Annotated in this window: 23 protein-coding genes and 1 tRNA gene; 19 read left to right on the forward strand and 5 right to left on the reverse strand. The window is 50.8% G+C overall.

Annotated elements, in window-relative coordinates:
- The first annotated feature begins 107 nt into the window (after positions 1-107).
- The 9 genes from BMW46_RS03465 to BMW46_RS15300 all read left to right on the forward strand — a co-directional run bounded on the left by BMW46_RS03465 (position 108) and on the right by BMW46_RS15300 (position 10,504).
- On the forward strand, positions 108-1,187 hold the full coding sequence (locus BMW46_RS03465) for a glycosyltransferase family 4 protein (RefSeq protein ID WP_218141751.1): 1,080 nt from the start codon (positions 108-110) through the stop codon (positions 1,185-1,187).
- A 318-nt stretch (positions 1,188-1,505) separates the two neighbouring features.
- Positions 1,506-2,528 carry a DUF354 domain-containing protein gene (locus BMW46_RS03470; RefSeq protein ID WP_074704783.1) on the forward strand — a complete coding sequence of 341 codons (1,023 nt, stop codon included), beginning with the start codon at positions 1,506-1,508 and terminating at the stop codon, positions 2,526-2,528.
- A 22-nt stretch (positions 2,529-2,550) separates the two neighbouring features.
- Positions 2,551-3,657: a Gfo/Idh/MocA family protein gene (locus BMW46_RS03475; RefSeq protein ID WP_074704786.1), complete on the forward strand. Its 1,107-nt coding sequence runs from the start codon at positions 2,551-2,553 to the stop codon at positions 3,655-3,657.
- A gap of 30 nt (positions 3,658-3,687) precedes the next feature.
- Entirely contained in the window at positions 3,688-4,554 is an 867-nt protein-coding gene (locus tag BMW46_RS03480) for a hypothetical protein (protein WP_074704788.1), read from the forward strand.
- Entirely contained in the window at positions 4,446-5,705 is a 1,260-nt protein-coding gene (locus BMW46_RS03485) for a polysaccharide lyase family 20 protein (protein WP_256376938.1), read from the forward strand. Before BMW46_RS03480 ends, BMW46_RS03485 begins: the two co-directional genes overlap by 109 nt.
- On the forward strand, positions 5,702-6,817 hold the full coding sequence (wecB, locus tag BMW46_RS03490; RefSeq protein WP_074704794.1) for a non-hydrolyzing UDP-N-acetylglucosamine 2-epimerase: 1,116 nt from the start codon (positions 5,702-5,704) through the stop codon (positions 6,815-6,817). Before BMW46_RS03485 ends, wecB begins: the two co-directional genes overlap by 4 nt.
- A 297-nt stretch (positions 6,818-7,114) precedes the next feature.
- Complete coding sequence (gene galE / locus BMW46_RS03495) at positions 7,115-8,176, forward strand: UDP-glucose 4-epimerase GalE (RefSeq protein ID WP_074704796.1); 1,062 nt, start codon at positions 7,115-7,117, stop codon at positions 8,174-8,176.
- A 102-nt stretch (positions 8,177-8,278) separates the two neighbouring features.
- Complete coding sequence (locus BMW46_RS03500; protein ID WP_074704799.1) at positions 8,279-9,724, forward strand: mannose-1-phosphate guanylyltransferase/mannose-6-phosphate isomerase; 1,446 nt, start codon at positions 8,279-8,281, stop codon at positions 9,722-9,724.
- A gap of 210 nt (positions 9,725-9,934) precedes the next feature.
- Complete coding sequence (locus BMW46_RS15300) at positions 9,935-10,504, forward strand: FxDxF family PEP-CTERM protein (protein WP_177171028.1); 570 nt, start codon at positions 9,935-9,937, stop codon at positions 10,502-10,504.
- Positions 10,505-10,917: 413 nt separating this feature from the next.
- Here the strand turns inward: BMW46_RS15300 and BMW46_RS03510 are convergent.
- A tRNA-Val gene (locus BMW46_RS03510) sits at positions 10,918-10,994 on the reverse strand.
- A 111-nt stretch (positions 10,995-11,105) separates the two neighbouring features.
- Between BMW46_RS03510 and BMW46_RS03515 the strand changes: the two genes are divergently transcribed.
- The 8 genes from BMW46_RS03515 to BMW46_RS03550 all read left to right on the forward strand — a co-directional run bounded on the left by BMW46_RS03515 (position 11,106) and on the right by BMW46_RS03550 (position 19,403).
- On the forward strand, positions 11,106-11,837 hold the full coding sequence (locus tag BMW46_RS03515; protein ID WP_074704801.1) for a pseudouridine synthase: 732 nt from the start codon (positions 11,106-11,108) through the stop codon (positions 11,835-11,837).
- 112 nt (positions 11,838-11,949) lie between these two features.
- The gene (rfbB, locus tag BMW46_RS03520; RefSeq protein ID WP_074704804.1) at positions 11,950-13,011 is read left to right on the forward strand and encodes a dTDP-glucose 4,6-dehydratase; all 1,062 of its coding nucleotides are present in this window, start codon (positions 11,950-11,952) and stop codon (positions 13,009-13,011) included.
- Entirely contained in the window at positions 13,011-13,913 is a 903-nt protein-coding gene (gene rfbD, locus BMW46_RS03525; RefSeq protein ID WP_074704806.1) for a dTDP-4-dehydrorhamnose reductase, read from the forward strand. Before rfbB ends, rfbD begins: the two co-directional genes overlap by 1 nt.
- On the forward strand, positions 13,910-14,797 hold the full coding sequence (gene rfbA / locus BMW46_RS03530) for a glucose-1-phosphate thymidylyltransferase RfbA (RefSeq protein WP_074704809.1): 888 nt from the start codon (positions 13,910-13,912) through the stop codon (positions 14,795-14,797). Before rfbD ends, rfbA begins: the two co-directional genes overlap by 4 nt.
- The gene (rfbC, locus tag BMW46_RS03535; RefSeq protein ID WP_074704811.1) at positions 14,794-15,345 is read left to right on the forward strand and encodes a dTDP-4-dehydrorhamnose 3,5-epimerase; all 552 of its coding nucleotides are present in this window, start codon (positions 14,794-14,796) and stop codon (positions 15,343-15,345) included. Before rfbA ends, rfbC begins: the two co-directional genes overlap by 4 nt.
- A gap of 107 nt (positions 15,346-15,452) precedes the next feature.
- Complete coding sequence (locus tag BMW46_RS03540; RefSeq protein ID WP_074704814.1) at positions 15,453-16,556, forward strand: fatty acid desaturase family protein; 1,104 nt, start codon at positions 15,453-15,455, stop codon at positions 16,554-16,556.
- A 496-nt stretch (positions 16,557-17,052) separates the two neighbouring features.
- Positions 17,053-18,333: a nucleotide sugar dehydrogenase gene (locus tag BMW46_RS03545; protein WP_074704817.1), complete on the forward strand. Its 1,281-nt coding sequence runs from the start codon at positions 17,053-17,055 to the stop codon at positions 18,331-18,333.
- 17 nt (positions 18,334-18,350) lie between these two features.
- Positions 18,351-19,403 carry an SDR family oxidoreductase gene (locus tag BMW46_RS03550; RefSeq protein ID WP_074704819.1) on the forward strand — a complete coding sequence of 351 codons (1,053 nt, stop codon included), beginning with the start codon at positions 18,351-18,353 and terminating at the stop codon, positions 19,401-19,403.
- 44 nt (positions 19,404-19,447) lie between these two features.
- On the opposite strand, the gene BMW46_RS03555 is transcribed toward BMW46_RS03550, so the two are convergent.
- The 4 genes from BMW46_RS03555 to BMW46_RS03570 form a co-directional block, all read right to left on the reverse strand.
- A complete protein-coding gene (locus tag BMW46_RS03555) occupies positions 19,448-20,062 on the reverse strand; it encodes a tetratricopeptide repeat protein (protein WP_074704822.1) in 615 nt (204 codons plus the stop codon).
- A gap of 239 nt (positions 20,063-20,301) precedes the next feature.
- Positions 20,302-21,228, reverse strand: a complete 927-nt coding sequence (locus BMW46_RS03560; protein ID WP_256376939.1) for a hydrolase 1, exosortase A system-associated — start codon at positions 21,226-21,228, stop codon at positions 20,302-20,304.
- Positions 21,177-22,028, reverse strand: a complete 852-nt coding sequence (locus BMW46_RS03565; RefSeq protein ID WP_074704827.1) for a hydrolase 2, exosortase A system-associated — start codon at positions 22,026-22,028, stop codon at positions 21,177-21,179. Before BMW46_RS03565 ends, BMW46_RS03560 begins: the two co-directional genes overlap by 52 nt.
- Positions 22,025-22,276: an acyl carrier protein gene (locus BMW46_RS03570; RefSeq protein WP_074704830.1), complete on the reverse strand. Its 252-nt coding sequence runs from the start codon at positions 22,274-22,276 to the stop codon at positions 22,025-22,027. The genes BMW46_RS03565 and BMW46_RS03570 overlap by 4 nt, the downstream gene beginning before the upstream one ends.
- A gap of 402 nt (positions 22,277-22,678) precedes the next feature.
- Between BMW46_RS03570 and BMW46_RS03575 the strand changes: the two genes are divergently transcribed.
- On the forward strand, positions 22,679-24,157 hold the full coding sequence (locus tag BMW46_RS03575) for a PEP-CTERM sorting domain-containing protein (protein ID WP_074704833.1): 1,479 nt from the start codon (positions 22,679-22,681) through the stop codon (positions 24,155-24,157).
- Between the two features lie 545 nt (positions 24,158-24,702).
- A complete protein-coding gene (locus BMW46_RS03580) occupies positions 24,703-25,824 on the forward strand; it encodes a glycosyltransferase family 2 protein (protein WP_074704836.1) in 1,122 nt (373 codons plus the stop codon).
- Positions 25,825-25,903: the final 79 nt, after the last annotated feature.

A 25,903-nucleotide genomic window follows, 5' to 3' on the forward strand; every position in this document is an offset into this window, starting at 1 on the left:
TTATTCGCCGATTTCGGACTGTTGTACCCGGGCTATTCCAAATGTGAATTGGAAAGCTTGATCCTTTCAAAACTAACGCCTTAAATGAATAAAGAAAGATCTCCCAAATGAATAAAGGAAAGATATCTCTTATGCTCGGAACGGACTCGGCTGGTAGGGGAGGTATAGCCTCGGTTGTTACCTTATTGGACGAGGAGGGTTTCCTCGATCAGCAAAATATCAGATATATTACTTCACACAGGGAGGGAACGCCTTTTAAAAAGTTCACAACAGCTCTTTTTGCAACTGTGCAAGTGCTATGGTACTGCAGCCTCACCAGACCAGCCGTTGTTTACGTCCATTCGGCCTCCGGCGCAAGTTTTATTAGAAAATCGATTTTTCTTGCTATCGCGAGATTGTTCCATTGCCAGACAGTTTTTCATTTGCATGGAGCTGAATTTCATCGCTTTGCCGAAACCGAATCGGGTCCTCTACTGAGGTGGTGGATTCGGCGGACTCTTGAGAGGAGTTCGAAGGTTATCGCACTATCGGAAAGCTGGGCAACTTTTCTCTCAGCCTATGCCCCTGAGGCTACTATCCAGGTTATCCCCAATTCTGTCCGGTTTGGAACGCAGTCATCCACACGAAGGGAAGAGGCCGGAAGAATACTTTTTCTGGGGCATGTAGGAGTACGGAAAGGAATATTCGAATTATTGGAAGCTTTATCTCTACTCAAGGACTCACTGCCGAATATCAGACTAGCTATTTGTGGAGATGGACAGCTTGACTCGGCGCGAAAGAGAGCGGATGAACTGGGCATTGGTTCTAACGTAGAGTTTCACGGTTGGATAAACCCGGATCAGAGAGCCGAAGAACTTGCCCGTGCATCCATTTTCACGCTTCCTTCTTATGACGAGGGCTTGCCAATGGCCATGCTGGAAGCAATGGCGGCCGGTAAGGCGATCGTTGTAACACCAGTCGGAGGCATACCGGAGGTGATCAAGGATCGAGAAAACGGCTTACTTGTGCCCCCTGGGGATGCACACGCTTTAGCCCAAGCTTTAAGGGAGATACTGGAAGATTCCAGTCTTCGTAAGATGTTGGCGGAAAATGCGGTAAGGACAGTCGAGGCAAGATTTAGCGCTCCTGTGGTGCTGACGCAGCTATCTCGAGTCTATGAGAGCCTTAAGAGTGTTCCTCAGAGTTGAGCCGCGTTACACAGTTCGTAACATAAGTTATTCGTAACCTAATCCCTGACACAAACGATGGATTCGCCGTTTGCGAAGAGCATCCACTTGGTTGTCCTACTGATTCATTGCACGTTACTCATAATATTTCGAATTATCCGTTTATGTATAACAAAAACAGTAGGCACAACCATTCCAAAAGAGTTGGAGGGAAACTGTGTCTCCCGGGGAGCCGAAAGAACGTATTGCAGGATAAATACTGATCTGCTCCCGGTAATGCAGAAAGGCGAGGTTATTCCGTGTTCGCAACAATAGACTTAACGAAATTAGAGTAAATATATGCGAATCTGGTTCGAGCTCACGAATTCACCCCATGTAAACATGTTCGCGGCAATGATCCGCGACCTGGAACAGGATCATGAAGTAATCATTACTTCGCGGCCGCTGGCAAACACGATTGATTTGCTGGACCTTCATGGATTCAAGCATGAAGTGGTGGGACTTCATTACGGCGGCAGATTGACTGCCAAACTGCTGGGCTTCCCAGTCCGGGTGATGCAACTGCGGCAATTTCTAGCCAAACGGCAGATAGACGTTGCTATCTCTCAGAGTTCGTTCCATTCCCCGGGAGTTTCCCGTTTGCTGGGCGTGCCTTCTATTTATATGAATGATAATGAGCATGCGCTGGGAAATATTCCTGCCTTTATCTGCGCAAGCAAGATCATGGTGCCCGAATTCCTCAGCTTAGGGAAATTGAAGAAGCAGGGAGCCAATCCTCGGAAAGTGATCCATTATCCTGGCGTAAAAGAGGGCATCTATTTATGGGAACTGGATGCGCGCCTGTCAAAGGAGGGAGGCTGGCAAAGAAAGGCTAAATCGCGCAAGGTCGTCTATGTCCGCCCCGAACCGTGGACTGCACAATATTACAAGGGAAAGCGAAATTTTCTCGACGATCTTCTGCTTGGTATGCAGGATCATGTGGATATTGTGTTGCTGCCACGGGGCAAGGAACAGAGCATTCACTACCAGAAACCTCAGTTCTCGCGTATCCGTGTGGTAGCCACCGCGCTTGATATCGCAGATATTGCTCCTGACTGCGACCTTTTCATAGGAGCGGGTGGTACGATGACTCGTGAAATGGCAGTACTTGGCATTCCAACCATTTCTGTCTATCAGGATGAGTTACTGGATGTAGATCGCTATTTGCTGAAGGTGGGAGCGTTTGCACACAAACCCGAGTTGATGGTTGACGACGCCTTGCGCTACCTGGAGCTGACTGAAAGCCGTCCGCCGAATCGCGAACTGCTTGAAAAAGGGAAAGCGGCTTACGATATGATCAAAAATGAAGTTCTGAACAGATAATTTTTGCTTGGGAGTAATTACTATGGTGCGTCTCGCAGTGGTAGGTTTGGGCAAAATGGGTTTATCGCATTACGCCATGATCAACGCCCATCCGGATGTGAAAGTCGAAGCGGTATGCGACTCGACCGGTTATGTTCTGGATGTTCTCAATAAATACACCGGCGTTCGCACTTATACGGATTTCGATGTCATGTTACGCGATATCGAGCTGGATGCGGTAATCGTCGCTACCCCTTCCCGTTCGCACGGGCAGATGGTCGAGGTGGCGCTCAATGAAAATCTCCACGTTTTTTGCGAGAAGCCCTTTTGCCTCGATGTAACAGAGGGTGAGAGGCTTGCCCGCATCGCAACCGAGAGGGGTCTGGTCAATCAGGTCGGTTACCACAATCGCTTTGTAGGGGCCTTTCAGGAAGTGAAGCGCTTGCTTGATACAGGGGCAATCGGTGCTGTCACGCATGTGCTGGCCGAGGCGTACGGCCCGGTAGTGCTCAAGCCCAAGGGTTCCACCTGGCGCACCCAGCGCACCGAGGGAGGTGGATGCCTGTACGACTACGCTGCCCATCCGATCAACCTGGTAAATTGGTACCTCGGCGCGCCTCAAAGCGTGGGGGGGTCGGTATTGAATCAAATTTTCTCCAAAGACACGGAAGATGAGGTATTCAGTACGTTGTATTACGAGGATGGAAAGAGTGCTCAAATCTCGGTGAACTGGAGCGATGAGTCCTACCGCAAGATGACTACAAAAGTGACTATCTGGGGAACCCAGGGGCGCATATACGCTGATCGCCAGGAATGCCAGGTGTATATCCGCGATGGCGCGAGTATTCCTGCGGGATATCAGCGAGGGTGGAACGTGCGTTATACGACGGATTTGACTGAGGCGGTATGGTTTTATCTGCGCGGCGAGGAATACTCGGCGCAGCTGGATTACTTTGTGCGCTGTATCGAAGAGAAGGATGGGAATGACAATATCAATTCCTTCGAAGAAGCCGTGATAACGGATCGGGTGATGGCAATGATGGTTGCCGATGCAGAAAAGCGTCCACCCGTTACATCTGGCATCGCCCCCCGGCCGGCGCCGGGAAAAAAATTCGGTCTGCTATTTGGCGGTCGCAAGGCAGTGAGCTAACGCAGCCACTCATTTCAGGGAAGAGATAAAATGGACCGTTTGTTGTTTGGTGACAATCAGTTTTTTGGGGTCAACCATATGTCGGAAGAGAAGGCGCGTGCGCAGATGATGCGCTTTCAGGATCTGGCGGCAGTCATCGACGTACTGGATAACGCATATGATGAAGGCGTCACTTCTTTCATGTGTACTACCCATGATCGCATCGCGATGGTCTGTGATCACATGCGATCGAATCCGCAGCGTTACAAGGACTTCCAGTTTTTGCCGTGCATGCCTTACGCCCATAAATATGCGAATGCAGTCACTGAGGATGGGATGATAGGCGCACTGAAGCGCTTCCTTCCGGAAGAAGGCATCGTCAATGCTGCGCTACGCGGGGGAATGTCTCTGGCAAGAAAGGATATCGAAGGCATTACCACTTTATTGGTGGATGCAGAAATGAAAATGTTTACGGGTTTGAATACCCCCGTGATCTTCCTTCAGAACGTTGTAGTCGATCTGCTGCTGGGTCTCGACTTCAAAGCAGCTTTTCGTATTTTTGCCGATCATATCAAGTCTCGCTATAACGCCGAACCTGGCTTCATTACGATGAACATGCCGAAGTTGCTGGATGCGCTCGAGGAGGTGGGTATCGAGAATCCGATCGTGTGTTCCAACATCAACAAGATCGGGTTTCGCATGTGTGGCGGTTTCGAGGCTTATGAGCGGGCGCTGGATGAGAAGAAGTTCCGGGCCATTGCAATGTCGGTGTTCGCGTCGGGCGCGGTTCCACCCAGGGAGGCAATCGAGTGGATCTGTCAGCAGCCAAACATACAGGCCATCGTTTTCGGGGCTTCGAGCAAGACAAATATCCGGAATACAAAATCCTTGGTAGAGGAATTCTGGCGTATCAATTAGTATTTTTTTTTGGAGCAGGGATGGTCAGGGTTACAACGTTTGTTTTATGTTTTGCTTTAACGTTTCCTTTTAGTTTCGCCTATGCTGATATAGTTTTCGATGGAAGATTAAGTAAAGGGGATTTTTCCGGTTATCGGGCGCTCGAAGCCAATGGAACGCGTTTCGGTGGTGCTTTGGCTCCGAACGGTATTTCATCTCGGCTGGACAGGGTCCGTGATCCAGCGGGTTCTGGTCAGTTGGTGATGCGCGCAACTCATGTTCATGGCGATCTGCCTATATATGGAGGTTATCGCTCAGAATTGAGCACCTTCCATGATCCCATTGGCTCCGAACGGTGGTACTCCTGGGGCTACTATCTTCCAAAAACGTTTACCACAGCGAAAAATGATGTCGTTATAGCGCAGATCCATAATACCCCGGATATTATGGAGAGCAATAGTCGGAATCCTACTCTTGCAGTGCTGGTTCAGGGTGAGAGGATAAAGCTCATAAATGTATTCGATTACGACAAGATTACCTCGCCAGCAGGTACTCGCCCAATCGTTGGGGTTGATTATGAACGCCGGGAATTGGCCTCTTGGGATCTTCATCCTGGACGTTGGACGTTTTTAGACTTGCACGTAAAGTGGGCTGCGAACGATACAGGTTTTCTCGAATTCTGGAAAGATGGGGCACTGCTTTTCCAAGAGAAAAATCATATCAACACTTTCAATGACGAACGGGGCGTATGGTTCAAGAGCGGGCTCTATGATTGGTCACCGAGTCCCGACCCTATTTCCACATATTTCTCTGGAGTGATCATCAGGGACGAAAAAGAAATGTTTCGGTCTATGTTAATGTCCCTCATGCTTGAATCAAACATTTCTCTGAATCCACTTCTGCGCTGGAGCGTGGAACAGGACTTAAACGACATGATAGGGGATGCCATTGCTCACCGGACGGTCCGGCCAGGGGAGAACCTGATCTATAAGCATAATGAAACCCTTCATGATGTCGTCACCGGGGATGGAAAGGAAATGTTTCAGTCTATGTCAGTGTCCCTCGTGCCTGAGCCGAATATTTATTTGATGATGCTGGCCGGTATGGCAACCATCGGTTTCTTCACGTATAAGCGTCGAACGATCTTGCTAACAAATCCTATGCCAGCATGAAAAAAATTTATCTTGTTGCCGGAGCTCGTCCCAATTTCATGAAAATTGCGCCGGTTGTGCGCGCTTTGCAGACTCGCAAGTGTTTGGAATTTAAAATCATTCATACTGGTCAGCATTACGACAGAGAGATGAATGACGTTTTTTTTGAAGAACTCGGCATCCCCCAGCCGGATGTTTTCATGGCTGCGGGTGGCGGAACTCATGCGCAACAGACCGCAAGGATCATGATGGCGTTTGAAGAGTTTTGTGAGGCCGATCCCCCGGATGCTGTGCTGGTGGTAGGTGATGTGAACTCGACATTGGCATGTTCCATTGTAGCCAAAAAGTTGCATATACCCGTGGCTCACGTGGAGGCCGGCTTAAGGAGTGGCGATATCACGATGCCGGAGGAAGTCAACCGTATCGTTACCGATAGCATTTCCGACTGGTTTTTCGTGACTGAGCCCAGTGGAATAGATCACTTGAAGCGGGAAGGAAAGCCGGATTCCGCAATTCATTACGTTGGCCACGTGATGATCGATAATTTACTGTACCAGCTCGAAAAGCTGGAGGACCACGATATTTCAAGTCTTGAAACAAGCCCCTTTAAGACGAAGCTTGCGATCAACGGAAGTCGTTATGGAGTCGTGACTCTCCACCGGCCGAGCAACGTGGATAACGTCGAGATGATAACCCGCCTGTGTGGTGCGCTGCGGGAGATTGCCATGGAATTGCCCTTGATTTTTCCGGTTCATCCTCGGACGCGGGGTAATCTTGAAAAGTTTGGCATTGAGCTGGGGCCGGACATCACACTGCTAGGACCGCAGGCATACATGCCTTTTCTTAATCTATGGAAAGATGCCGCGGTGGTGCTGACTGACAGCGGAGGATTACAGGAAGAAACCACGGCTCTCGGGGTGCCTTGCGTTACTCTTCGCGATAATACCGAACGTCCCATCACTGTGGAAGAGGGATCCAATGTGTTGGCTGGTACCGACCCGGTGCGCATCGTTAGCGAGGTAAGAAAGATATTGCACGGAGCAGGCAAGCGCAGCCAGCGGCCCCATCTATGGGATGGAAAAGCGGCTGAACGGATAGTGGATGTACTGGTGAGGGAAGTAAATCAGGCGTAAACAGGATACGCTGTGGGTCAGCACGGCTAATAACGATTACTCGCGGTGCCGTCAGCCCAGAGCAAGATCATTCGCGATAAGATGTGACTACTGGTCTCTCCCTTTGACTGTTTTGAATGGAATTGCTTGAGACGTGGAGCATCGTATCCCTCAAGTATTATTGAAAGGAGTCGAGGGAGGAGGAAATCGCGGAAAACCGGATTACGATAAATCGTTTACGCTCTCCCGTCGGCGCGTGATTATTGCGAAGGCGCCGAGCCATTATAATTTTTATTTTTGCAATGAAGCAGGACACTTATGATCCTTGTTACCGGCGGCGCAGGCTATATAGGTTCACACACCTGCCTGGAATTACTGAACGCAGGTCTTGATGTCACTGTATTCGACAATTTTTGTAATAGCCATCCGGAAGCATTAAGACGAGTTGAGCATATCACCGGAAAGAAGCTGCACGTTGTGCAAGGCGACTGCCGTGACCGCTCCTCCGTGACCAAGGCTCTCCAAGAGAGTCAAGCAAGCGCTGTCATCCACTTCGCCGGTCTTAAAGCCGTGGGAGAGTCAGTGCAGCAACCGCTGGCTTACTACGATAATAACGTTGTCGGTACCCTTCGTTTGTTGGAGGCGATGTCAGAGTGCGGAGTGAAAACTCTGGTGTTCAGTTCTTCTGCTACTGTTTACGGTGAGCCAAGGCGGCTACCGTTAACCGAAGACCATCCTCTCTCTGCCACGAATCCCTACGGGCGAAGCAAACTGATGATCGAAGAAATTCTACGCGACGTATATCGCAGTGATTCTTCCTGGCACTGCGCCATCCTCAGGTATTTCAATCCTGTTGGAGCACATTCGAGTGGTCTGATCGGTGAAGACCCCAGAGGAACTCCTGACAATCTCATGCCCTTTGTGGCCCAGGTTGCCATCGGCCGTCGCGAGTATCTGAACGTGTGGGGCAACGACTATCCGACGCCGGATGGAACGGGCGTACGCGACTACATTCATGTCGTGGATTTGGCATTAGGCCATCTCAAAGCCCTCGAAGCCCTGGAGAATCCGGAAGTGCGCAATGCAGACGCCGTTAACAGGCAAGGAGGATGCCTGACGGTAAACCTCGGAACCGGGACGGGCTACAGTGTGCTGGAAATGATAAGGGCTTTTGAAAAGGCGAGTGGCCAAAAGGTATCATACAGAATTGCTTCCCGCCGTCCGGGTGATATTGCCTCATGCTATGCGGAGCCCGCGCTCGCATCCGATCTCCTCGGTTGGCGGGCAAAGCGGGGCCTCGAAGAAATGTGCGTTGACACATGGCGCTGGCAGAACCAGAATCCCGAGGGATATGGGGTCGAGAATTCACATTTGGACTAAAGTGGAGTGCGTTCGAATTTCTTTGCCGCTATCAGCTCTTTGCTGCCAGGGTCCCCGGTAAATCCACTCGAGTAGCGACGCTTCTTTTTTCGTAAAAACTTTATGCAACCATTGGTTCCCATTGTCCTCTCCGGCGGATCCGGAACCCGCCTGTGGCCCCTTTCACGCCAGAAATATCCGAAACAGCTCTTGTCTTTTATCGGTGAAGACTCGCTGTTGCAAGCCACCCTCCGCCGCATGGAAGGACTCACCGATGTCGAGCTTGGAGCGCCTCTCGTCATTTGCAACGAGGAGTACCGCTTTGTCATCGCCGAGCAACTGCGGCTCATGGGAACAAAAGGGAATATTCTGCTCGAACCGGTGGGACGTAATACTGCTCCCGCACTTACACTGGCTGCACTTGCAGCAATGCGGGATGGAAGCGATCCGGTTCTGCTGGTGATGCCGGCAGATCATGTGATCGTTGATGTGCCCCGTTTTCAAATGGCCATTCGTGCAGGCCTGACGCTGGCGGCGGAGGGTGCAGTGGTAACATTTGGGATCACGCCGGATTCGCCGGAAACAGGCTATGGCTATATTGAAGCCGGCGAGCCACTGGGAGAGGGTGGAGCAAGCCGGATAGCGCGCTTTGTTGAAAAACCCGATCGTGTCACCGCGCAAACATATCTCGAGAGTGGCTCCTATTTCTGGAACAGCGGGCTGTTCATGATGACGGCTTCGGTATGGCTTGCCGTCATAGGCGCTTGTCGTCCCGATATTTCAACTGCTTGTCGTGCAGCCTGGGAGAAGGGGGTAGTCGATGGCGATTTTTTACGTGTCAATAAGGAAGAGTTTCTGCGCTGTCCGAGCGATTCGATTGATTATGCCGTAATGGAGCGCCTTGCTCACGACGACTCGTTGCCAGCCGGAGTATTCATTCCGCTCTCCGCTGGATGGTCCGATGTGGGATCCTGGGATTCCTTGTGGCAGGTTCTGCCCAAGGATCATCAAGGCAACGTGTCTCAAGGCGATGTGCTGTTGAATGACTGCCGCAACGTATTGGCCTTGTCCGAGCATCGGCTTGTGGCCTGCGTGGGGATTGAGGACATGGTGGTGATTGAAACCCCTGATGCCATTCTCGTGGCTCACATGAACAAAACCCAGAATGTAAAGAAAATCGTGGACGACCTCAAACGCGGAGGCCGACCGGAGAGCGAACTGCACCGAAAGGTATTCCGTCCCTGGGGCTGGTATGACGGAGTCGATTCGGGTGAGCGTTTCCAGGTAAAGCGGATCGTTGTCAAGCCAGGCGCTTCGTTGTCGCTTCAGATGCACCATCATCGTGCCGAGCATTGGATCGTCGTACATGGAACTGCACAGGTAACCCGGGGCGATACGACCTATCTTGTGTCGGAAAATGAGTCTACTTTCATCCCACTAGGCACGCGTCATCGTTTGCAGAACCCTGGCTGCGTTCCATTGGAGATGATAGAGGTTCAGTCCGGTTCATATTTGGGAGAAGACGACATCGTGCGATTCGAGGATGTTTATGGAAGAAAGGAAAGCTGAAGATTGGATTAATTCCCTAGCTAGTCCTATCGGTCTATTGATCATTTTCTCATGGAGTGTAATCTTCCATTATCGAGGCTCGCGAATTTATTTCGTACCTCGGTGCAATAGGTATCACCAACAAAAAAATTGTCAGCCACTCTTTGATATATGAAGAGTTATGCAGGACGGTTGGCTACTTCCATGTACATGACGATTAGGAGGTATAAGATGACTAAATTTCCAGTGAAACACGCTATTGCAGTTGCGGTTCTCGCGGGAGCGAGTATGGGTGCCCAAGCGGACACGCTGACGGATCTCGGCACGCTATCCACCTCTGCTCCCACGACTTTCTCGGGGGTGGTAGGACCCACCAATACGGGTTTTAGCGATATCTTCACGTTTACACCCTCGGAGCCCAATCTTGGCGGTGGGGCAACGGTAGTAAACCTTCCGCTCAGCTTTGGCGGATTTAGCTTTGATACAGCGCTTGCCACCATGTCGCTTGTTTCAGCGGGCGCCGATGGGGTAGTTGGTAATGGCGACGATAGCATTCTGCAGTCCGTTGTGCTTCCCTCACCCGGCAACAGTCAAGATAGCCTGACCCTGAACTGGGACACTCCCATTTCCGGCTTGCACTATCTTAATATTACCGGTGTAGCAGTCGGCAGCGAGGGCGGTATATATAGTGGCGCAATTGCTGCAGCGATACCTGAACCCGAAACATATGCGATGCTTCTGGCTGGTTTGGGGCTCATGGGCGCCGTCGTTCGTCGCCGGGGAATGCGCAAAACCTCATAAGCGAAGATTCGCAGTCCTTTGCTCTTTGTTTGACGCGGCCCCTTCGGGGGCCGTTCTCGTTTCCTGGCTGGGATGTTCTTTTCATTCCGGTGGTCTGTCTGCTTCCCCTTTTTGAGTAAGGAGTCTTTCTTCCCTCAAAGGAATGCTTTAAACGCTTTCCTGGTCTTGGGCGTTTTGCTCTAACCCGCGTGTAATCGAAACTTCTTTCGATGGTTTAAATGATCGGACGCGGCAGAGAGAAAGTATGGCAGGGGAGCGCGCAGCAAAAAGCAAGAGAAAGACCAAGCGCGCTATCCTGTTTATTGGAGGAAACAGGATAATGGATGTAAGGGATATTGGCTCAACGGTGTGATCAACCGTGTCTGATGAATGCCCATCCCCCGTTAATGGGAAAGAGCCAAGAGCCGGGATATTGGTAGGCGCGATTGGACTCGAACCAACGACCCCCACCATGTCAAGGTGGTGCTCTAACCAGCTGAGCTACGCGCCTGCAAGGCGCAATTTTAGCTGAAACAGTGCGGACGTTCAAACTATAATGTGCAGTTCTTGAACGATGTGTCGTTATGTTTCGTGAATCTTTTTCGTTCAGCAGCAGGAAGCAATGGAAAAAATCCGGTTATCCAAGCTCATGTCCCAGAAGGGGTTGTGTTCGCGCCGGGAAGCGGATGACTATATCGAACGCGGCTGGGTATTTGTGGATGGCGAGCGCATCAGTCAATTAGGCATCAAGGTTTTTCCTACGCAGGAAATAAAGCTTGCGCGCATGGCGCAAGCGCAGCAGTGTGATCAAATCACCGTACTGTTGCATAAGCCCGTCGGGTATGTTTCAGGACAACCCGAGCGAGGATACAAGCCCGCGATCAGCCTCATTAATAGAGAATCGCAGTTTCAGGATAACAAGACACCCTCCAGTTTTAGCCCACCGAATTTGAAAGGCATGGCGCCGGCAGGTCGGTTGGATATCGATTCAAGCGGATTGCTTGTGTTTACCCAGGATGGTCGCATCGCAAGGAAATTGATCGGTGCCGAATCCGAGATTGAAAAGGAGTATCTTGTACGTGTGGAAGGAGCGTTGTCCCAGCGCACTCTGGATCTGTTAAGTTACGGTCTGAGTCTGGATGGACAGGCCCTGAAACGTGCTGCCGTGGTCCAGCAAAATAAGGACCAGTTAAGGTTCATTTTAAAGGAAGGCAGGAAGCGGCAGATTCGTAGAATGTGCGAACTGGTGGGTTTGAAGGTCACAGGGCTGAAGCGCGTTCGCATCGGCAAGGTAAGGCTGGGCGAGCTTCCCTTGGGAAAGTGGCGTTATTTGCGGCAAGGCGAAGAGTTTTAACCACGTATTCTGCGTTTTTTCCATTTTGTCCATCATCAGGATTTATCGTAAAGATTCCTGAGCGGTAAGGGTGTATTAAACAGCATAATGTAACGAGTTCAAGGAAGAGCAAATGATTCTGGTAACAGGAGGCGCCGGATTTATCGGGGGGAATTTCGTATTGGATTGGTTGGAGCAATCTGACGAGGCGGTCATCAACCTCGACGTGCTCACTTATGCTGGCAACCTGGAGAACCTGAAAACGTTGGAGGGTGACAAGCGGCATGTTTTTGTACAAGGCGATATTGGTGATTCCGACCTCCTGATTCATCTGCTAAAGGACTATCGGCCGCGCGCCATCCTTAATTTTGCCGCAGAGAGCCACGTCGATCGTTCCATACATGGTCCGGAGGACTTCATACAGACCAACATCGTGGGTACCTTTCGCCTTCTGGAAGCATCTCGCGATTACTGGAGCAAACTGAAGGGAAATGAAAAGCAGCAGTTTCGTTTTCTGCACGTCTCAACCGATGAGGTTTATGGCTCGCTGGCAAAAGACGAAATGCCTTTTACCGAGACGCATCGTTACGAACCTAACAGCCCTTACTCGGCAAGCAAGGCAGCGAGCGATCATTTGGTGCGCGCCTATCACCACACTTACGGATTGCCTGTTCTCACCACAAACTGCTCCAACAATTACGGCCCATATCAATTTCCCGAAAAGCTCATTCCGCTCATGATCGTCAATGCATTGGCGGGAAAGTCATTGCCGGTCTACGGCGATGGCCAGCAAATCCGTGACTGGCTCTACGTAAAAGATCATTGCAGCGCCATTCGCCGCGTGCTGGAGGACGGCATTCCGGGACAGATTTATAATATCGGCGGCTGGAATGAAAAACCCAACATCGAAATTGTGGAAACAATCTGTAGCCTGTTGGACACGTTTCGCCCCCAGGCGGGCCAGTCCTATCGCAATCTGATCAAATATGTGACGGATCGTCCAGGCCATGACCGGCGCTATGCGATCGATGCGAGCAAAATCGAGCGTGAACTGGGTTGGAGACCTGCTGAAACTTTTGAAACAGGAATCAGTAAAACCGTGCAATGGTATCTCGACAACGCGGCTTGGGTCACCCATGTTCAATCCGGTGCTTACCGACACTGGGTGGAGAAGAACTACAAAGAGCGCGCTTGATGAAAATTCTGCTGTTCGGAAAAGACGGCCAGGTTGGGTGGGAACTGCAGCGCAGCCTTGCCCCCCTGGGCGAGATAGTGGCTGTGGATTTTGGCAGCCAGGAATACTGCGGTGACTTCACGCGCTTAGATGGAATTGCGGATACCGTTCGGGCAGTTGCGCCGGATGTGATCGTGAATGCGGCCGCCTATACAGCGGTGGACAAGGCTGAAAGCGAGCCGGAGCGTGTCCGTATCATCAACGCCCTCGCTCCCGCTATACTCGCCCGCGAGGCCGGCAAACTGGGTGCCTGGCTGGTGCATTATTCTACTGATTATGTATTTGACGGGAGTGGAAGTGTGCCTCGGGTGGAAACCGACCCCCCTGCCCCTTTAAATATGTACGGCATAACCAAGCTGGAAGGCGAACAAGCGATTCTGACCTCGGATTGCAATCATCTCATCTTTCGCACGAGTTGGGTTTTTGCAGTGCGTGGCAGTAATTTCGCAAAAACCATGCTGCGCTTGGCCCAGCAACGCGATAGTCTCAATGTTATCGATGACCAGGTCGGTGCTCCTACCGGTGCGGAGCTTCTGGCTGACATCACTGCTCACGTCATACGGATAAGCAGGCAGCGGCAGAATATCTCAGGGCTTTATCATCTGGCTGCCGCGGGTGAAACATCCTGGTACGGTTATGCGAATTTTGTATTGAACTTTGCGCGGCAGAGAGGAGTCAAGCTCACGGTCGCGCCGGAAAATGTTTTCCCGGTAGCAAGCAATGAATTTCCATCCGCCGCTCGGCGGCCAAAAAACTCGCGCCTCGATACCGGAAAACTGCAAAGCACATTCGATTTAAGCTTGCCGTCGTGGGAGACAGGGGTTGCGCGCATGGTCACCGAAATTCTCGAGAAACCACTATGATTCAGCGTAAAGGCATCATTCTTGCCGGGGGCTCCGGCACACGGCTCTATCCGGTGACAAAAGCAGTCTCCAAACAACTGCTGCCTATTTACGACAAGCCCATGATCTACTATCCGCTCAGCACATTGATGCTCGCGGGTATTCGCGACATTCTCATTATTTCCACTCCTCAGGATACGCCACGTTTCGAGCAGCTTCTGGGCGATGGGGGCGGCTGGGGTTTGAATCTGCAATATGCGGTGCAAAACAGCCCGGATGGGCTCGCTCATGCTTTTATCATTGGCAGGGATTTCATTGGAAGGAATTCGAGCGCGCTTGTGCTGGGTGATAACATTTTCTATGGTCACGATCTGCATCTGCAATTACAGCATGCCATGGAAAGACAGGAAGGTGCGACAGTCTTTGCCTATCACGTACAGGATCCGCAGCGCTACGGGGTCGTCGCCTTTGATGCGAATCACCGGGTTTCTTCGCTGGAAGAAAAACCCGCTCAACCCAAAAGCAACTACGCGGTGACCGGCCTGTATTTCTACGATAATCAGGTGGTGGATATTGCTAGTGACCTCAAGCCTTCCGCACGCGGCGAGCTGGAAATCACCGATGTCAATCGCACTTATCTCAAGCACAATCAGCTCAATGTGGAAATCATGGGGCGTGGCTATGCCTGGCTGGATACCGGCACGCATGAAAGCCTGATAGAAGCGAGCAACTTCATTGAAACCATCGAGCATCGCCAGGGGCTCAAAGTGGCCTGCCCGGAAGAGATCGCCTTTCGCCAGGGTTTCATCAGCAGTGAGCAACTTGAGAAGCTGGCGCAACCTCTGGCCAAGAATGGTTACGGCCAGTACTTGAAACGCTTGTTAGAGGAACGGGTGGTTACATGAAGGTTATCGCCACCTCTATCCCGGAGGTCCTGATAATCGAGCCCAAAGTATTCGGAGATAGTCGCGGATTTTTCTTCGAGAGCTTCAATCAGGAAAATTTCCGGCAGGCGATCGGACTTGACGTGCGGTTTGTACAGGATAATCATAGCCGCTCTGTCAAGGGTGTGCTGCGTGGGCTGCACTATCAGCTTCGTCGGCCGCAGGGAAAGCTGGTACGTGTCGTGCGGGGAGCAGTATTCGACGTAGCGGTAGACATTCGCAGATCATCCCCTACTTTTGGGCATTGGGTCGGGATCGAATTGACTGAAGACAATTACCGCCAGTTGTGGTTGCCGCCCGGATTTGCGCATGGGTTCTATGTCCTCAGTGACATTGCAGATTTCTTATATAAAACCACCGAGTACTATTTTCCTGATTTTGATCGCAGTATTCTGTGGAACGACTCGGGAATTGCCATCGAATGGCCCATCGAGGCAGGTGCAAGCCCCATTGTTTCCAGCAAAGATGAAAAGGCGGCGAGACTGGTGCATGCCGAGGTGTTCGAATGAAGTCGTGCCGTGTTCCAGGTTCGTGAAATAATGGCGGGACGTGGAAAGAGAGCAGATAGCACGTCAGATCGAGTCGGTACCAGACAAAGAACAGTGAGTATCCGGTGATGATGCAGATACAGTCAGGACAGGAATTTCCGTTGCGGGAGGCGCACAACCTTGTCCGCGATCTCATGAGGCCCAACCCCTGGATCTACTGGTTGGATTTTCTCTTCCATATCTCGCTTGGCTGGACAGCCTTCCTGATCATCCTGTCCATGCCGCTCTTTTCATTCTGGCAGTTGTTGGGCATGCCGGTTGCCACGTTTGCTTTTTATCGCGCCGCTATCTTTGTACATGAGCTGGCCCACCTCAGAAAGGGCACCTTCGGGTTGTTTCGCTTTATCTGGAATGTGACGTGTGGCATACCTCTGCTGATTCCTTCCTTTACCTATGATGGCGTGCACAACGATCACCACAGGAGGGATGTGTACGGCACTGCCGGAGATGGCGAATATATCCCTTTTGCAACCTTGAAACCGATGGTCATGGTGGGGTATGTGCTGCTATCCTTCATCCTGCCGCTTTTCTTCATCGTTCGTTTCCTGCTTCTCACACCGTTGTCGTATTTCATTCCGCCGCTGCGCCGGATTTTATGGGAGCGCGCCTCCTCACTCACCATAGACATGAACTATAAGCGCGCACCGAATGCGCTCCGCAACGACAGGCATTGGAGAATTCAGGAGTTTGGCGCTTTTGTATTCATCACCGCGGTGGTTACCTGTATTGCACTGGGTATTCTGACCTCTTACTTCCTGGTCTTCTGGTACGTCATCGCGATGTTCATCTTTTTTATAAACTCCTTGCGTACATTGACCGCACACGCGTATCGTAATTCCGCCGACCATCCGATGGAATTTGCCGAACAATATCTCGATTCCATCAATGTGCCAGGGAACCTCCTCACTGGCCTGTGGGCTCCGGTTGGTTTGCGCTATCACGCAACACACCATCTCTTCATGAGCATGCCCTACCATAATCTGGCTGAAGCTCAGCGGCGTCTTGTAAACGGGTTGAGCGATAATACTCTTTATCTGACCACAGTTCGTGCAGGCATGTGGGATGCACTACGGCGGATATGGGAGGAAGCCGTCGCGAATACGCGGCGGAGCGTGGCGTCCGCACCTGGGGTTGAGCTGGACGATAGTGTAGGACGGCATAGAAACGCCTAAAATATCATCCGTCGCAAACGCCGCTTATCCCGGGTCATCAGGCACTACTTGGTTGCGAACCTCAACAGGCCTCCAGACTTTGCGCGGGACTTGTTCCAAAGCAGTGCAATGAACTTTGTTCCTGATTGAGTCGAGGCAGGGCGGGCTGATGGCTCGCCCGGCTTCTATATATGTGAGCCAGGGTGTGATCGTTTCCTTGGCTTGCGTGATTTTGAAAGCATCAAGAGGTTCAAGAGGTTTTAGGAGGTTTCGCGCTGTAAGCCAGACAGAGGGCAGGGCAGGTTGAAAGTGTGTTGGGGCAAGCACAAATCCTGCTCACAGCCAGCCTCTTCCTTTTTCCTTTGGCATTTCTCGCTATGATATGCTGCCGTGAACCGTCCGGGAATTGACCTTCAGTACAATGGTATTCGAGGTGATATGGCTTGATGATATTGGATGGAGATGATCTGGTTTTGTGCCGTTATAACGTCTATAAGTATAAAGCGGGAGGTGACTGATGAGTGTGGTGGCAGTGGTTGGGCTAGGCTATGTGGGATTACCTTTGGCGATGGAATTCGGAAAAAAAAGGAAAACCATTGGCTATGATCTTTCGAGCAGCAAGATAGCAAGTTACAAGCAATTTATCGATCCGACCGGTGAGGTTTCCTCCGATGACTTGAAAGCCGCAGAGCAGCTTCATGTCACTACCGACCCGGCTGAGTTGTCACAGGCGGATTATATTGTCGTGGCCGTTCCAACACCTGTAGACGCAGCTCATCAGCCCGATTTTCGCCCCCTCATAGGTGCGAGCGAAACCGTGGGAAAACATATGAAGCGGGGAGCAATCGTTATTTACGAATCCACCGTTTACCCAGGAGCAACCGAGGAAGTCTGTATTCCTGTCCTTGAGAAACATTCCGGCATGAAATGGAAAAACGATTTTCATGTCGGCTTCTCGCCAGAGCGAATCAATCCAGGCGACAAGCAGCACACGCTTACAAAAATTCTGAAGGTCGTCTCTGGAGACGATGAGGATACACTGGAAAAAATTGCAGTGCTTTATGAGAGCATAATTACCGCCGGTGTGCACCGTGCGTCCAGCATCAAGGTGGCGGAAGCAGCCAAAGTAATTGAAAATACTCAACGAGACCTGAATATCGCGTTGATGAATGAACTGGCGATTATTTTCGACAAGCTGGACATTGATACCCTGGAAGTGCTGCAGGCGGCTGGCACCAAATGGAATTTTTTACCCTTTCGCCCGGGTCTGGTCGGAGGCCATTGTATCGGCGTCGATCCCTACTACCTTACTCATAAGGCGGAAATGGTCGGTTATATCCCCCAGGTCATCCTCGCGGGACGGCGTATTAATGACAGTATGGCCAAATTCGTGGCGGAACAAACGATCAAGCATATCATCAAGGCCGATATCAACGTTCGGAGTGCGCGCGTAAACGTCCTCGGCTTGGCCTTTAAGGAAAACTGTCCTGATCTCAGGAATTCCAAAGTTGCCGATCTGATCAGTGAACTCAAAAGCTATGGAATAGAGATTCACGTCCACGATCCTGTAGCCAGTACCGAAGAAGCTCGCCACGAATACGGTGTGGAACTTGAATCATGGGAGAATCTTCCACGCGCGGATGCAATGATTGTTGCCGTTGCCCATCGCCAGTTCACTGAGATGCCCTTGACCCAGTTTCAGACCAAACTCACGGACAAAGGGTGTTTCATCGATGTGAAATCCCAGTTCGATCCTGCCGCGCTGCGAGAGGCTGGCTTAAACGTGTGGAGACTGTGAAGGATAGTCCACCTGGTATGGCTGCTTACCCAAAATGGCTGCGGCATTTGGAGGACCACCAATACTGCTGGCTGGTCACGGGCGTTGCGGGCTTCATCGGATCCAATCTGCTGGAGGCCTTGCTCAAGCGTAATCAGAAAGTAGTCGGATTGGATAATTTTTCCACTGGCTATCTGCGGAATCTCGAGCAGATACGGGACCTGGTCGGGGAAAAGGCCTGGGGTAATTTCAGTTTTATAGAGGGTGATATCTGTCACCTGGAAACTTGCACGGATGCATGCCGGGGTGTGGATTTCGTTTTGCACCAGGCAGCACTGGGTTCCGTGCCGCGTTCCATTCAAGATCCCATCCGAACAAACGAAGCCAATATTTCCGGATTCCTCAACATGCTGGTGGCATCAAGGGATGCGCAAGTGAGGCGCTTCATCTACGCTGCCTCCAGTTCCACCTACGGCGACCACCCGGATTTGCCAAAAGTGGAAGCGGTAATTGGACGTCCTCTTTCGCCCTATGCTGTCACCAAGTATGTGAACGAACTCTATGCCGAAGTGTTCGCGCGCTGCTATGGACTGGACTCCATTGGGCTGCGCTATTTCAACGTATTCGGTCCAAGACAGGATCCCAATGGTGCTTATGCCGCAGTTATTCCCCAATGGGTTTCGGCACTGATCAGGAACCAGACACTGTATATCAATGGGGATGGCGAAACCAGCCGGGATTTCTGTTATATCGACAACGTGGTGCAAGCCAATCTTCTCGCCGCTCTCAGTGACAACGCAGGAGCGGTGAACCAGATTTACAATGTGGCGGTGAATGAGCGCACCAGCCTGAATCAGCTGTATGGCATGATGCGTGAGCTGTTACTGGAGAAGTTTCCGGAGCTGGAAAATCATCGGCCCGCGTACGTCGACTTTCGCAAGGGCGATGTGCGGCATTCACAGGCGGATATTACGAAAGCGACCAAATTACTTGGTTTTGAACCGTCCCACCGCATCGATGAAGGACTCAAACAGGCAATGGGCTGGTACATCGCGCATTTTGTCTCTACGCGGGAGGCGACTGGCGTCTAAACGTTCGTCGGAACTTCGATTCGCGCTAGTCTCCGCTTTCCGCGCTATTCATCCCATTTCCCCGCTTGTTTCAACTGATTCTTCAAGCCCGGTAACGGAAATCCAAGCTCATACGCTTTCTTCGCATACGTTTTCGCCTGCTCGTAATTTTTCTGTTTCAAGTAGAGCAGGCCAAGATTGTAATTGATAGTAGGATTTTCTGGTTCAAGGTCAATGGCTATCCCCAGTTCCTCAGTCGCCTTGTCAGTTTGTCCAGCTTTCAGCAGATAATCGCCGTATACCATTCTTACTAAGGCATCGTTTGGTTTGAATCGAATGGCGCGATCAAAAAAACACCCAACGGAATATTTTGCGCCAGTCGGTTTTAAAACCTTATCCCTCAAGGAGAGTTTACCCAAAGCCGCTAGTGCCCGATGATGATTCGGGAAGAGCATGAGCGTATAGCTCAGCTCTGCACCCAGAGTGCCGCTATTACCATGACGTAAGCTTTCTACGTTTGAGGTAAAGTGATGCTGCTCAACAATTTTCAGAAACTGCTTATCCCCCTCTATATAATCATGGACATTTATCAATTCTCCGCAATAAGGAGAAGAGGTTGCATGAAGATCCATCGAGATTAATGAAATAACCAGTATCGCAATGCCGGGTATGACTTTCATTAGCGTTCCTTGCAATCAAGCTTACCTTGCTCTGTCTGACTCTATCTGGTCAAGAGTCTGTCTTGACAGAAGAGAGATTCCCTTAATACTCGTTTGGTTTTAACTTGAGGCCTCTTAAAACGGTTCTAAATATTCTCAAGATAGAAGGAAGCGGCTGTCAAGTTCAATCAAGCGACGCGAGTTCTTTGAAAGTGGTTTTTCCGAAATCGGTCAGCCAAGATGGCAATTCAGAGCGGTTTTTACCAGGAATAAAGCCATTCTCTTGTCCAGCGCGCTATCTGATCGCGCCATTCCCGCCGGGAAAAGGTATGGTTGGCTTCCGGCAAGCTGAAGCGTGAAAAGTGCGGAGAAGCCAGCAGTTTTTTCCATTTTTGTGAACCTTTGACCAGATCGGAGAACTCCTGGGCTGTCAGATCATTGCCGCACAGTATCAGGAGCACCCTTCCCTGGAAACGCTCAAGCCCTTGAAACATCCGTTCCGGCAAGGGGGCAGGGTCACATCCGTTTTTGCACTTATTCCTTGCAGCGGAAGGTGCAATTTCCCTTCTTTCGGTCACGACTGTGCTGATAGTGCCGAAAAGTGATCTTACAGACGCGGCATAGTTGAAATTTCCGCTCCATATTTTGCGCCAGAGTTCGCGATCAAAAATGCGCGAAATGTAATAGTGCTTCAAATACGTTCTGGCAGAGCCTTCCTCCGTTCTTACCCACGGATTCAGCAGGACCAGTCCGGTCACTCGCCGGTCCTGATAAGCATAAAACAATGCAGCCGATGCGGCATCGCATAGACCCAGAATTACCAGTTCGCTCAGGGAAGGGATTTCTGCGAAGAGACGATCTATTCCAGAGCGCACATCATCTTTCACGTTTTCAAAAGTCCTTGCGTCTCCCTCACTATCACCCATGCCGCGGAAATCAAAGCGGAAGACCGGTATGCCATTCGCTGCCAACTGGCGGGCAAGGAGGGTAAACTGGCGATGGCTTCCTACGCGATATTGAGGGCCTCCAACGAGAATAAGAACACCTCTTGAAGCAGCGTGTTCAGGCAAGGTTAAAATACCGTAAAGGCAATCGCTCCCACAGCAAAAAACAATGGGACGTTCCTCGTAATTCATCATGCTGCCAGTGCAAAAACGCTCGTCGTTGCCGATATCAGTTCCGCACATTCCGAGATTTCCTGGGTCGCCCAGAACGGCTGGCACGGTATGAGATGGATGTGGAGCTCGACACCCTTCTGCTTCCACTTCTCGGTTATCTTTGCCCCGCCTGGAGTCATGGAACGCCCCGGTTCAGGGATGGTCTCGAACCAGTGGACGGTGCTTTTTCCGACTGCCAATTCAGCCGCTTTCAAGCCATCGATTGCATTTGCGAGTCGAGGTGCGAGTTCGTATCCCGCTATTTCCAGTATTTCGCCCCTTTCCATTTGCTTGCGCAACATAGCCGTTCCTGTCGATTTTTCCTCAGAGACTGTGGAGAACAATTCACCTGCCATTCGCAATCGCAAGAACTGGCTCAGGAAAGTTTCTCCGCTGATAACGGGTTGCCATAAAATGATGCGGTCAACGGCATTTGCTTCATCTTGTGCGAAGTCAAGAGCCAACAGCGCGCCCAGACGCAGGCCCCACAAGCTTATCGGAACGGTAAGACGACTTTCAAGCCAGCGTCGGGCGTAGGCCAGATCCTGCTTCCAGATGTCCCAGCGGGCATCACGAAACTCGCCACTACTATCGCCACAACCAAAAAGATCCATTTGCAGCACACCCCATCCAATTGCGGCGAAAGCTCTTGCCTGGACCGCAACCATTCGCCGCGTTTTGTTCATCTCGTCGCCAAAAGGATGTACATATAGGATGGCTCCTTGGCATTCCCTATCCGGAGGAGGCCGATGAAAAAGACAGAAACGTTGTCCCAAGTCAGTTTGCAAAAAGAAAGGCTCTGCATGAACCGAACCCGGATCCGTTTTCATTCTGCCAGTTTCTGCTCGACGAATTGCACCAGACTGCCGACAGTTTCAAAGGTTTTTGCACTGATCTCATCATCGTCAACCGTAATGTCGAAGTGCTCCTCGAGAGCAGTGATTACATTGACGACAGCCATTGAATCCAGTTCAGGAATGGCTCCAAGCAAGGGGGAATCTTCATTGAGCGCGTTTCTTCTTTCACCAAGGCTCAATACGTCAGATAGAATGTTTCTCACTTCTTCAATATGCTGCATGTTTACTCCGCGCTGTTTGTTTTTGAGGATACGTCATTGCTGCAATTCCTGAGTATCAAGATGAAACTTTCAAAATGAACCGGAGTTGCCAAGACAGATGAAAACAGGATAAGGGCTGTGAGACGGTGCGCACTTCATTTTTCAGAAGATGACAACACGCCCTAGTGGTACAGGAAGTCTATGAAGCGCCACTCCCTGGTTATATGCTGGTTGGATAAGCGATAAGTTTCCTACTGTCACCGTTCTTCCTGCGTCCGCCGGTAATTTTGCTATCCTGGATAAAAATCCGCTAATGTTACTACAAGTCGCAGGACCTTACTTTTGAAAAGTAAAAATCGCTTTACTTTTCAACGGATTTTCTAGTAATCTTCAAAGCCTTATCTTTGTCAAGAAAACAATAACATGAAAAAACTGAGGGTATTCAAGAAGAAACCGAAGCCGGGAAAGGGCTCGGGAGGCCTGAACAACGTTCGCCCGACGGGTTTGATTCTTCCTTTTTTACTCGTCGGCGCTTCTTTCCCGGCTCTTGTGGGACAGGCAAGCGCTGAGACCTCATTCGAGCGGTTATCGTCTTTGCTGGCAGGGACGCCCCAAGGCGGCTGGGTCAAGGCAAGTACCAACTTATTTTCCGATGCATGGGCAACGGGAGCAGATGCGGCTCCTGGTCCGACTAGCGCGGTTGTTCGTGCATGGAGTTCATTCGCCTGGGATTCCACTCGCGGAGATCTGCTGCTATGGGGCGGCGGTCATGGGAATTACGTGGGCAACGAAATGTATGTCTGGGATGGCGCAACAGGAAATTGGGACCGTGGCTCCTTGGCCAGCAGAATAGACTCGAAGGGTTTTATTGTCGACAATGCTGCACCTCAATCCGCTCATACCTATGACAATAATGTCTATCTCCCGGTAAATGATATGTTCCTTACATTCGGAGGGGCCGCAGCGCCAGGCGGTGGGGCGTTCCTCCAAACGGATGGGGTCAATGTGAGCGCCGCCGGACCTTTTATGTGGGATCCAAGAAAGGCCGATCCGAACAAGGTCGGGGGTACTACCGGCTCGGGCTGGAACACGACCAATATAGCCGAAGGGGGCAATATGTGGCTCGATCGGCACGTACCGACGGCGAGCCATATTGACGGTACAACGGCTTATCGCATGGAAAACGGTAAAGACGTCGTTTATCTCACAGCGGATACGGCGGCTTCAGGCTTCCCTTCGCTTTACCGCTATACGGTGGGAGACGTGAGAAATGGCGGTCAGGATACCTGGGAAAGAATTGGCCGCTCATGGAACACCGTTGGATACCAGGGCTCCGGAACACTTGATACAGACCACAATCTTTACATCCGAACGGCCAATCCCAGGCCCAACTATACATCCGATCTGACAATATGGGATCTGGACAATGCCAATCCCGATCACAACTGGGATATCGGAATAAACCTGGTAAAGGCGGATGGTAGCGACTTTGTGATGACGTCGTATTTCGGTATCGACTATGATTCTGCCAACAACTCGATCATGCTTTGGGACGGCCGCGATGGCGGGGGAACAGTCTGGTCAGCCAATGTCCTTACAGATGCGGATGGCAACATTGGTTCCCATACTACCTGGGTGGTTCATGAGATAGAAAGCGCCACAGCGGATCATCCCCTTGGCAATCATGAGACTGGGGTTCTTGGCAAATGGAAATACGATCCCACGCTTGGGGCATTCATAGCGCTCGATGAGGCTGCAAAGACGGCCGATGGCAAGTGGGATGCAGCAGTATGGTTATACAAACCGGTTGTAGGGCACGTCCCAGAACCTCAGGCATACGCACTTTTGCTTGCAGGACTCGGTCTTATTGGATGGACTCTCCGTGGCCGTCGCCCAGGTTAACTGCTGGCATGGCGACAAATAACTACGGATAACGAGTTTTCTCCCCTGCGCCAGGAACCGTAGTATTTCGAATTCTGGATGCTTCCCTCCAAACTGCCATCCATGAGTCATAGGGAAAGAGCAATTGCATACAGAGCTCGCGCCAGCGGTTCCTGGAAATCACGCCTGTTTTTCATGGGCGACTTCGAGGATTAAAGGGGTGTGCCGGCTTTCACGTATCTAGGGAAGAGCAGTAAGCGGGGAAGGCTTACTGGCAGAGCGTCAGGCATACTAATAATTAATTGATCTTCGGGGCGTTAGTCCCCGAAACGGGTGAATGCATTCCCCGATTATTGCGAGCCTGGGGTAACATCCGGAATAGGAACTTCGTTTTTACTGATTGGCTATGATGATTGTGGATGATCCGCCTTGATAGGCACTTGCAATGGGGCGGTTTCCCACACAATCCTGAGAATCTGCAACCAGCCAAAGTCTCATAACTTCTCGCCCTTTTTGCACCAAACCGCCCACCCAGTTAAGGAATTGCCTCTTTCCGTGAATACTCTATGGCAACTTTAAAAGTTGTAGTCATTTTGCCGACCTACAACGAGCGGGATAACATTGGCATCATGATTGATGCGCTACAGGTTCAGGCTCGAGAATTTCTTCATAATATGCACATCCTTGTGGTGGATGATGATTCACCCGACGGCACGGCGGAAGTGGTTCGGGCCAAGCAGACGATATATCCGAATGTGCATTTGCTGATGGGAAAGAAGGCAGGGCTTGGTGCCGCCTATATTCGCGGAATGATTCATGCGATGGATGAGCTTCATGCCGACGTCGTGTTCGAGATGGATGCGGATTTTTCGCACAAACCCGAGGATGTGCCTCGGCTTATGGCGGCGCTCGATGGAGGCGCGGATTTTGTGATTGGCAGCCGTTATGTGAAGGGCGGTTCCATTCCAAAGGAATGGGGGTTTTTACGCCGCATGAATTCCCTGGGCGGTAATATCGTTGCACGCTACGTTGCCGGGATATACAAAATTCGAGACTGTACAGCCGGTTTCAGGGCGATCAAAACCACTCTCCTCAGAAAAGTCACTTTTGACGATCTTCGTGTTCAGGGATACGCTTTCCAGGTTGCACTGCTGCACAAGGCCGTATCGCTCGGTGCAGTCATAAAAGAAGTTCCCGTGGACTTCATAGATCGCACCAAGGGTGAGTCGAAGCTCGGAATCGCGGATATCATCGAATTCATCCTGAACGCCTGGTGGATACGTCTCCACAGCTCAAAGACCTTTATCAAGTTCGCCATAGTAGGATTATCCGGCGTTGTTGTGAATCTTGGCGTGTTTACACTGCTTCTTCAGGCAAATATAAATAAATATATCGCCTCTCCTATCTCAATCGAAATATCGATCATCACGAACTTTCTGTTGAATAATTACTGGACCTTCCGCTGGCGCACGTCTCAAGATCATATCCGTGTCAAGGGTCTGAAGTTCAACATGGTTTCTCTCGTATCCCTGGGGGTAAGTTATTCCACTTTTGTAGTGCTATCCATTCTGTTCCCTGAGGCCTCGCCGGAGATTCACCAGCTTGTCGGTATTGCACCCGCCATGTTCATAAATTACTTTCTGAATTCTTATTGGACGTTCAAGAATACTCCCGCACCCAAGGATTGAGTAAACTGGAAGGGGTGTCATTTCACAGCCGCTTTCAATTGTTTTCGGCTCTTTACTCGACAGAACATCATTAAACTGA

The sequence above is a fragment of the Nitrosospira multiformis genome, assembly GCF_900111585.1.
Lineage (GTDB): Bacteria > Pseudomonadota > Gammaproteobacteria > Burkholderiales > Nitrosomonadaceae > Nitrosospira > Nitrosospira multiformis_B.